The organism is Streptomyces sp. NPDC096132 (assembly GCF_044763345.1).
Lineage (GTDB): Bacteria > Actinomycetota > Actinomycetes > Streptomycetales > Streptomycetaceae > Streptomyces.
The window spans coordinates 1-8,953 of sequence record NZ_JBIWGA010000070.1; the positions used below are offsets into that span (position 1 = coordinate 1).

7 protein-coding genes and 1 pseudogene are annotated in these 8,953 nt (G+C 73.1%); 3 read left to right on the forward strand and 5 right to left on the reverse strand.

Annotation, left to right across the window (positions count from 1 at the left end; all coding sequences use genetic code 11):
• Positions 1-269 precede the first annotated feature (269 nt).
• From ACIRF9_RS52140 to ACIRF9_RS52150, 3 genes are all read right to left on the reverse strand, one after another.
• The gene (locus ACIRF9_RS52140) at positions 270-935 is read right to left on the reverse strand and encodes a response regulator (protein ID WP_403837632.1); all 666 of its coding nucleotides are present in this window, start codon (positions 933-935) and stop codon (positions 270-272) included.
• On the reverse strand, positions 932-2,185 hold the full coding sequence (locus ACIRF9_RS52145; protein WP_403837644.1) for a sensor histidine kinase: 1,254 nt from the start codon (positions 2,183-2,185) through the stop codon (positions 932-934). The genes ACIRF9_RS52140 and ACIRF9_RS52145 overlap by 4 nt, the downstream gene beginning before the upstream one ends.
• A 321-nt stretch (positions 2,186-2,506) precedes the next feature.
• The gene (locus ACIRF9_RS52150; RefSeq protein ID WP_403837634.1) at positions 2,507-3,196 is read right to left on the reverse strand and encodes a TetR/AcrR family transcriptional regulator; all 690 of its coding nucleotides are present in this window, start codon (positions 3,194-3,196) and stop codon (positions 2,507-2,509) included.
• A 152-nt stretch (positions 3,197-3,348) separates the two neighbouring features.
• Here ACIRF9_RS52150 and ACIRF9_RS52155 point away from each other — a divergent pair, with 152 nt between their 5' ends.
• Positions 3,349-3,804, forward strand: coding sequence for a nitroreductase family deazaflavin-dependent oxidoreductase (locus ACIRF9_RS52155; RefSeq protein ID WP_403837636.1), 456 nt, complete (start codon positions 3,349-3,351; stop codon positions 3,802-3,804).
• An 18-nt stretch (positions 3,805-3,822) separates the two neighbouring features.
• Here ACIRF9_RS52155 and ACIRF9_RS52160 read toward each other — a convergent pair whose 3' ends face one another.
• Entirely contained in the window at positions 3,823-5,079 is a 1,257-nt protein-coding gene (locus ACIRF9_RS52160; protein WP_403837638.1) for a geranylgeranyl reductase family protein, read from the reverse strand.
• Between the two features lie 202 nt (positions 5,080-5,281).
• Here ACIRF9_RS52160 and ACIRF9_RS52165 point away from each other — a divergent pair, with 202 nt between their 5' ends.
• Together ACIRF9_RS52165 and ACIRF9_RS52170 are read left to right on the forward strand one after the other, a co-directional pair.
• The gene (locus ACIRF9_RS52165) at positions 5,282-6,637 is read left to right on the forward strand and encodes a dipeptidase (protein ID WP_403837640.1); all 1,356 of its coding nucleotides are present in this window, start codon (positions 5,282-5,284) and stop codon (positions 6,635-6,637) included.
• A 58-nt stretch (positions 6,638-6,695) separates the two neighbouring features.
• Positions 6,696-7,724, forward strand: a pseudogene (locus ACIRF9_RS52170) (protein kinase family protein); the annotation flags it as partial.
• Position 7,725: 1 nt separating this feature from the next.
• Here the strand turns inward: ACIRF9_RS52170 and ACIRF9_RS52175 are convergent.
• On the reverse strand, positions 7,726-8,769 hold the full coding sequence (locus ACIRF9_RS52175; RefSeq protein ID WP_403837642.1) for an NUDIX domain-containing protein: 1,044 nt from the start codon (positions 8,767-8,769) through the stop codon (positions 7,726-7,728).
• Between the last annotated feature and the right edge of the window lie 184 nt (positions 8,770-8,953).

The following is an 8,953-nucleotide window of genomic DNA, read 5'->3' on the forward strand; positions in this document are numbered from 1 at the left end:
CTCGGCGTGCCGGGCGGGCACCCGCGTACTGGTTGTACTCGGGTGTTCGCCCGGTGCGGCGGTGGGGGTACCTCCCGCTCGAGCGAAGCCGAGAGTGGGGGAGCGTGCCGGACATCGCGGGGCTGGGGGCACCCCCTCTGGGGGAGGGACTTTGCGGACACGACCTAGGGGGGCGCCTCCATCCGTGCGCCCGGCGGGGGGTTGCCTCGCCGGGCGCACGGCTGTGCGGCAGTCTCTCCGCTGTCTCTCCGCTGTCTCTCCGCTGCCGCTCAGCCCAGCCAGCCCGGGCGTACCAGTCCCGACTCGTAGGCCAGGACGACCAGTTGGGCCCGGTCGCGGGCGCCCAGTTTCACCATGGTGCGGCTGACGTGGGTCTTGGCGGTGAGGGGGCTGACGACGAGGCGGCGGGCGATCTCCTCGTTGGAGAGGCCGATGCCGACCAGTGCCATCACCTCACGCTCGCGTTCCGTGAGCCGGCTCAACTCGTCGGCCGCGGCGGGCTCCTTGGAACGCGCGGCGAACTCGGCGATGAGCCGGCGCGTCACGCCCGGCGAGAGCAGCGCGTCACCGGCCACCACCGCCCGTACGGCACGCAGGAGTTCGTCGGGCTCGGTGTCCTTCACCAGGAAGCCGGAAGCTCCGGAACGGATCGCTTCGAAGACGTACTCGTCGAGTTCGAAGGTGGTGAGCATGACCACCTTCACCTGCGCGAGCGCCTCGTCCGCGGTGATCCGCCGGGTGGCGGCCAGGCCGTCGAGCAGGGGCATGCGGATGTCCATCAGGACGACGTCCGGGCGCACTTCGCGGACCTCGCGCACGGCTTCCTCACCGTCCGCGGCCTCCCCGGCCACCTCGATGTCCGTCTGCGCGTCGAGCAACGCCCGGAACCCGGCGCGGACCAGGGACTGGTCGTCGGCGAGCAGTACGCGGATCACTGGTCCTCCCCAGTCTCGGCCGCCTCGGCCGTCGCCTTCGCCGGCAGCACGGCGAGCACCCGGAAGCCGCCGTCGGGGCGCGGCCCCGCCTCGATCGTGCCACCGAGCGCGGCGGCCCGCTCCCGCATTCCGGCGAGACCGTTCCCGCTGCCGCCCGCTTCGGCGCCGGTCGCCGGTCCGTCGTCGTCGATACGGAGCCGTAGCGTTCCGCCCGCCGGTTCGAGCCGCACGCGCGCGTGGCGCGACCCCGAGTGACGTACGACGTTGGTGAGGGCCTCCTGGACGATACGGAAGGCGGCGAGGTCGGTGCCGGGAGACAGCCGGGGCGGCTCCCCCTCCACCTGGACCGTGAGTCCCGCGCGTGCCGCCTGCTCCACCAGTTCGGGCAACCGGTCGAGGCCGGGCGCCGGGGCGCGCGGCACGTCCCCCGGCGTACGGAGGGTGTCGAGCACCTGGCGCACTTCGCCGAGCGCCTCCTTGCTGGCGGACTTGATGGTGGTGAGGGCGGTACGCGCCTGTTCGGGGTCGGCGTCGAGGAGGGCGAGTCCGACGCCCGCCTGCACGTTGATGACGGAGAGGCTGTGCGCGAGGACGTCGTGCAGTTCGCGGGCGATCCGCAGCCGTTCCTCGTCGGCGCGCCGCCGGGCGGCCTGTGCGCGCTCGGCCCGCTCCCGTGCCCACTGCTCACGGCGGGTCCGGGCCAGCTCCGCGATCGCCACGATGGCCACGACCCAGCCGGTGACCACGATCTCCTGCCCGAAGGACGCCGGCTCGTCCCCGGACGGCGGCAGCCACCGGTACAGCCAGTGCGCCACCAGCAGATGGACGGCGCACAGCAGGCCGAGCGCCGTCCAGGCGGCCCGGCGGTGCCCGGCGACGACGGCGGCGAAGCAGGCCACGGCCACCGTGAAGAACACCGGGCCGTACGGGTAGCCCGCGCCGAGGTAGAGCGCGACCGTGACCGCCGTACCGAACACCACGGCCACCGGATGCCGTCGCCGCCACAGCAGCATCCCGCAGGAGACGATCAGCAGGACGCGGGCGAAGGCGTCGAGGTCGGCCCGCTCGCCCTGCTGCAGGTGGGCGGCGAAGGTCGAACCGACGAGGACGAAAGCCGTCAGCAGCAGCGTGGACCGCCAGGGCCACCGGCCACCGCCCGGCTCCTCGCCCGGCCGGTGCCGCAGCCACGGCGGCCCGTGCCCCCACCACCGACCCGGGCCACCGCCCCCGCGCACCCGCTCCACGTCCATGCCCGCCACGCTAGACGCCACCGCCCACTCCGGACGTCCGCCGGGCGAGGTGATCAGCCGTACTTCCGGGGGAGTACGGCAGGACGGGTCGGCCGGGGAGCGCCACGGCTCAGGGCTAGGGGGTGTTGTGAAAGTCCAGTGCGGTGCCCGCGGTGTCCGGTGCGTGCCCTCGGCGTGCCGGACGAAGGCCCTCGTAGCGGAGCTACTTGGGCCTTTGGCCGGTGCGGCGAGGGTGCGTGCCGGGCGCCGCGGGTGCTGTGCGGGACTTTCACAACACCCCCTAGGGCATCGGTGGACGGAGCCGGCGCCGCAGGCGCGGGTCTACCGCAGCCCCACCCCATGCGCCAGCCGGGTCACCGCGTGTCGGAAGAACGGCTCGCGGTCCTCCACCACCCGGTGGAACTGGCCGAACAGCTCGAAGCCGACCAGCCCGTACAGCTGCGCCCAGGCCGCCACCAGTGCCGCGACGACTCCCGGCGGCAGGTCGGGGGCGACGTCGCCCGCCATGCGGACGGCTTCCGGGACGACTTCGTCCGTGAGGAGGGGCACCTCCAGGCCGGGCCCCCGGTGCGCGTCCCGCAGGATGCCGATGAGGAGGAAGGGCACCCGGGACGCGGCCGGCACGGTGGTCTGGGGAGCGCTGTATCCGGGGACGGGGGTGCCGTAGATCAGCGCGTACTCGTGCGGATGCGCCTGCGCCCAGCCGCGTACCGCCTCGCACACCGTCACCCAGCGCCGGACCGGCTCGGCCTCGGCGACGGCGGAGTGCGCGGCCTCCGCTCGCTCGCCGAGGGAGTCGTAGGCGTCGATGATGAGTGCGGTGAGCAGGTCGTCGCGGCTCGGGAAGTAGCGGTACAGCGCGGAGGAGACCATGCCCAGCTCACGCGCCACGGCCCGCAGCGAGAGCTTGGCCGCGCCCTCGGCGGCGAGCTGTCTGCGCGCCTCCTCCTTGATGGCGGCGGTGACTTCGATCCGGGCTCGGGCGCGGGCCCCGCGGGCGGTGCTGGTCATGGGATCAGTCTCGCACGGAAGCGGAGCAGTGCACACATTCGAGAGCGGCGAACAAAAAAGAGAGCACTGCTCTTGCAATGGAGCACCGATCTGCCGCAGAATCGAATCAAGCGAGAGCAGTGCTCACACTTTCCGCCCAGGAGGCAGCAGCGATGTCCACCCACGTCCAGAAGCCCGGCTGGTTCACCGTCAACGTGTTCAACCGCGCCGTGGCCTGGCTGACCCGCCGCGGTCTCAGCGTGTGGGGGTCCCGGGTCCTGGCGGTCCGCGGCCGCAAGAGCGGCGAGTGGCGGACCACCCCGGTGAACCTGCTGACCGTGGGCGGGCAGCAGTACCTGGTCGCCCCGCGCGGCCACGTCCAGTGGACCCACAACATGCGGGCGGCCGGCGGCGGTGAGCTCCACCTCGGGTCGGAGGTGGACGAGTTCAGCGCGACCGAGGTCGCCGACGACGACAAGGTGCCGCTGCTGCGCGCCTACCTCAAGCGCTGGAAGGCCGAGGTCGGCGCGTTCTTCAACGGGGTCGGCCCCGACTCCCCGGACGCCGAACTGCGCCGTATCGCCCCCGACCACCCGGTGTTCCGGATCACCGTCACGAACCGACGGTGATCCGGCGGGCCTCCGGCGTCAGGCCTCGTTCGCCCCAGTCGCTTCGTTCGCCCCGGCGGCCGGCTCCTGCCGCCGGTCCATCATGGTCAGCACCCGCTGCGCCATCGGATGCGTACGGACGAGCTCCCCGAGGTTCGTCCGGCCGCGGGTGATGTCCGTGAACGCCCGCCAGGCCGGGCGGAAGCCGGTGAGGGCCGCGTGGAAGAGGCCGGGGCGGCGCTCGAAGAGCGCGAGCATCCGCTTGCCGACCGCCATCTCCACACCAAGGCCCGCCTTCACGGCGAACGCGTAGTTCAGGGCCTGGCGGCGGGTGTCCACCGCGTCGTGCGCCTCCGCGATACGGACCGCCCACTCCCCCGCCAGCCGGCCCGAGCGCAGCGCGAAGGAGATGCCCTCACGGGTCCACGGCTCGAGGAGGCCCGCCGCGTCACCGCAGACCAGGACCCTGCCCCGCGAGAGCGGGGAGTCGTCGGCACGGCAGCGCGTGAGGTGGCCGGAGGAGATGCTCGGCTCGAAGCCGGCCAGGCCGAGCCGGCCGATGAAGTCCTCCAGATAGCGCTTGGTGGCGGCGCCCTCGCCGCGCGCGGAGATCACGCCGACCGTCAGCGTGTCCCCCTTGGGGAACACCCAGCCGTAGCTGCCGGGCATCGGGCCCCAGTCGATCAGGACGCGGCCCTTCCAGTCCTCGGCGACGGTGTCCGGCACCGGGATCTCCGCCTCCAGCCCGAGGTCCACCTGGTCGAGCTTCACGCCGACATGCGCCCCTATGCGGCTGGCGCTGCCGTCCGCGCCCACGACCGCGCGCGCCAGGAGCGTTTCGCCGCCCTGCAGGACGACCGCGACCGTGCGCCGGTCCGGCACCGCCGAGCCGTGCTGCTCGACCCGCGTGACGGTGACGCCCGTGCGCAGTTCGGCACCCGCCTTCTGGGCGTGCTCGACCAGCTGCTGGTCGAACTCGGGCCGGTTGATCAGCCCGAACAGCATCTGCCGGGAGCGGCGGGTGCGGGTGAAGCGCCCGTTGTTGGAGAACGTCACCGCATGGACCCGGTCGCGGAACGGCAGCTCGAAGCCGGGCGGCAGGGCGTCCCGGGAAGGGCCGATGATGCCGCCGCCGCATGTCTTGTAGCGGGGCAGCTCCGCCTTCTCCAGCAACAGCACGCGCCGTCCCGTGACCGCCGCCGCGTAGGCGGCCGAAGCCCCCGCGGGTCCCGCGCCCACCACGACGACGTCCCACACCTGCCGCACGTCGTCCGCCGAAGAGTTCTCGCTGCTCACGATGGTCTACTGCTCCCGATCAAGCCGCCTGCCGCACCTGTCCCCCGCATCCTACGGCGGAGATCGTCACGGTCCGATGACAGTCCGCTGTGGGAAGATCGGCGGCGTACGCGACCCCATCCCGCAGACGCGTACGCTCGCACGGTCCCCCGAACGGACCAGTGCCACCCTGTACAACGTCGCACCCACAAGGAGCGTGCCCATGTCGTCGAATCCGGTCGCCGAGACCGTCGCCTCGCTGATGCCCAGGGCGAAGGCGGAGCTCACCGAGCTGGTGGCCTTCAAGTCGGTGGCGGACTTCGACCAGTTCCCCAGGAGCGAGAGCGAGGCCGCCGCGAACTGGATGACGGCCGCGCTGCGCGCCGAGGGCTTCGAGGACGTGGCGCTGCTGGAGACCCCCGACGGCACCCAGTCCGTGTACGGCTTCCTGCCCGGCCCGGAGGGCGCCCGGACCGTCCTGCTCTACGCGCACTACGACGTGCAGCCGCCGCTGGACGAGGCCGGCTGGACCACCCCGCCGTTCGAGCTGACCGAGCGCGACGGCCGCTGGTACGGACGTGGCACCGCCGACTGCAAGGGCGGCTTCATCATGCATCTGCTCGCGCTGCGCGCCCTCAAGGCGAACGGCGGCGTCCCGGTGCACGTGAAGGTGATCGTGGAGGGCTCGGAGGAGCAGGGCACCGGCGGTCTGGAGCGGTACGCCGAGCAGCACCCGGACCTGCTGGCCGCCGATGCCGTCGTGATCGGCGACTCCGGCAACTTCCGTGTCGGTCTGCCCACGGCCACCTCCACCCTGCGCGGTATGACCATGCTGCGGGTGAAGGTCGACACCCTCGAGGGGAACCTGCACTCCGGCCAGTTCGGCGGCGCCGCACCCGACGCGCTGGGCGCGCTGATCCGCGTACTGGACTCGCTTCGTGCCGAGGACGGCTCGACCACCGTCGACGGGCTGACCGACGGCGCGCCGTGGAAGGGCCTGCAGTACGACGAGGAGCAGTTCCGGCAGGACGCCAAGGTGCTGGACGGTGTCGGGCTGATCGGCTCCGGCACGGTCGCCGACCGCATCTGGGCCCGTCCCGCGATCACCGTCCTCGGCATCGACTGCCCGCCGGTCGTCGGCGCCACGCCGTCGGTGCAGGCGAGTGCCCGTGCGCTGATCAGCCTGCGGGTGCCGCCGGGCAGGGACGCGGCCGAGGCGACGAAGCTGCTCCAGGCGCACGTGGAGGCGCACACGCCGTGGGGCGCGCGGGTGAGCACGGAACAGATCGGCCAGGGCCAGCCGTTCAGCGCCGACACCACCAGCCCGGCGTACGCGGCGATGGCCGAGGCGATGGCGGTGGCCTACCCGGGCCAGGAGATGCAGTACGCCGGCCAGGGCGGCTCCATCCCGCTGTGCAACACCCTCGCCGCCCTCTACCCGGACGCGGAGATCCTCCTCATCGGCCTGAGCGAGCCGGAGGCCCAGATCCACGCGGTCAACGAGAGCGTGTCCCCGGAGGAACTGGAGCGCCTCTCGGTGGCGGAGGCCCTGTTCCTGCGGAACTACGCGGCGAGCTGAAGTCCCCGCCGTACGGGCCTTGTTGAAGGCTGAGCGTGGGGCGCGGAGGATGGGGATCATGTCCCCGCGCCTCGACGCCCACCACGCCGTCGCCGCCTTCCTCGCGCCGCTGAGCGAGGCCGCGCTCGCGGACCTCGTCGCGTCCGGCGTGCCGCTCGGCAGCGGGATCGGCGGGGAGGTCCTGCGGGTGGAGATGGCGGGCCGGCCGGTGTTCGTGAAGCGGATCCGGCTGACCGACGTCGAACTGCGCCCCGAGCACCGGCGGTCCACGGCGGACTTGTTCGGCCTGCCGCCCTTCTGCCACTACGGCATCGGCGGTGTCGGCAGCCCGGGGTTCGGTGCCTGGCGCGAGCTGGCCGTGCAGGCGATGACCACCCGCTGGGTGTTGTCCGGGCGGTTCGCCGGCTTCCCGCTGATGCACCACTGGCGGGTGTTGCCCGACGCGCCGCGTCCCCTTCCGCCGGAACTGGCCGACGTGGACCGGGCCGTGGCGTACTGGGGCGGCAGTCCGGGCCTGCGCGAGCGCATCGAGGGCCTGCGCTCGGCGTCGGCGAGCCTGACGCTGTTCCTGGAGTACGTCCCGGACACCCTCCACGACTGGCTGGGCGCACAGGTGCGCACGGAGGGCGCGGAGGCGGCATGCGCGCTGGTGGACCGGGAGCTGTCGACCCTGGCCTCCTTCCTCCGCGAGCGTCGGCTCCTCCACTTCGACGCCCACTTCCGCAACGTCCTCACGGACGGACGGCGCCTGTACCTGGCCGACCACGGGCTCGCCCTCTCCGCCCGCTTCCGGCTCGGCCCCGAGGAACGGGACTTCTTCCGCGTACACCAGGACTACGACCGCGCCTACACGCGCTCGTATCTGGTGAAGTGGCTGGTCACCGATCTGTACGGGTATGTCGGCGAGGAGCGTGGGGCGTTCGTGCGCGACTGTGCCGAGGGGCGGCGGCCGGAAGGGATTCCCGAGGGGGCTGCCGTGCTGCTGCGCCGTCACGCGCCGGTCGCCGTCGTGATGGAGGGCTTCGAGCGCCGACTGCGGGAGCAGAGCCCCGCGACCCCCTTCCCGGCGCAGGAGGTGCGCCGTGCGCTCAGCCGACCGGGATTCCGGCCTCCAGGTACAGTGCCGCGCCGCGCTCCCGCGCCCGCAGCGCCCAGCGCAGCCGCTCGTAGCGGACCGGCGGCAGCAGATCCGCCGCCTCCTCCTCGGTGACGAAGCGCCAGCCGCGCAACTCGGGCCCGGGCAGCAGCAGCCCTTCGGCGGCCGCCGCGTCGAGCCGGCCGCCGTCGAAGAGGAGGCGCAGTCCGCCGTAGCCGGGCGGCAGCGGCCGCTCCCAGTCGACGACGAGCAGCCGGGGTACGTCCTCCAGCCGGATCCCGGTCTCCTCCAGGACCTCGCGCATGCCCGCGCGCGCGGGCGCCTCGCCGGGCTCCACGACCCCGCCGGGGAACTCCCAGCCGGGCTTGTAGGTCGGGTCGACGAGCAGCACCCGGTCCTGCTCGTCGAAGAGCAGCACCCCGGAGGCGAGCGTCTCACCGGTGGGCTCCGGGGTCTGCACGATGTCGCACGCGGGCACGGCACCCGTGCCGACCGCCTCGGCGATACGGACGGCGGTCTCGTACGGGGTGAGGTGGCTGGTGTCGACGAGATGGGCGTCGGCGGTGAGCCAGGAGGCGAGGGCGGCGTGGTAGGGCTCGATGTGGTCGTAGGACCACTGCCGGACGCGTATCTCGCCGTCGGGGAGGTCGGGCGGGACCTCCCGGCCGGCTATCCGCCCGCGCAGGATCGTTTCCGCCGGAGCGAGGAGGACATGCCGGACCGGTATCCGGCGGGCGGCGAGACCGCCGAAGATCTCGTCGCGGTACTCCTGGCGCAGCAGGGTCATGGGGACGACGAGGGTGCCGCCGACCTCACCGAGCAGCGCGGCCGCGGTGTCGATCACGAGCCGTCGCCAGATCGGCAGGTCCTGGAAGTCGCCGACCTCGGCGAGGCGCTTGGGCGGCAGCAGGTGCGGGAGCGCTCCGCCGATGACCTCGGGGTCGAAGAGCGTGCTGTTCGGGATCAGGTCGATCAGTTCCCGTGCGGTCGTGGTCTTGCCCGCACCGAACGCGCCGTTGATCCAAACGACGGTCACATGTCCCCCTCTTCTGTTGGCCCCCTGTGGCTTGCCCGCTCCACCCTGCCACGGAAACCAGTTCCGGGAAGAGGGCGCACGAAGGCCGTGGGGGGGGGGGGGCCCCCCCCCCGGGCCCCCCCCCCCCCCCCGCCCCCGGGGGGGCCCCCCCCCCCCCCCCCCCCCCCCCCCCCCCCGCCCCGCG

What these genes read in the sequence shown, in the direction of transcription:
- ACIRF9_RS52145 (WP_403837644.1), bottom strand. Translation starts at nt 2,185, where the DNA reads ATGGACGTGGAGCGGGTGCGCGGGGGCGGTGGCCCGGGTCGGTGGTGG.
- ACIRF9_RS52150 (WP_403837634.1), bottom strand. Translation starts at nt 3,196, where the DNA reads ATGACCAGCACCGCCCGCGGGGCCCGCGCCCGAGCCCGGATCGAAGTC.
- ACIRF9_RS52165 (WP_403837640.1), top strand. Translation starts at nt 5,282, where the DNA reads ATGTCGTCGAATCCGGTCGCCGAGACCGTCGCCTCGCTGATGCCCAGG.
- ACIRF9_RS52155 (WP_403837636.1), top strand. Translation starts at nt 3,349, where the DNA reads ATGTCCACCCACGTCCAGAAGCCCGGCTGGTTCACCGTCAACGTGTTC.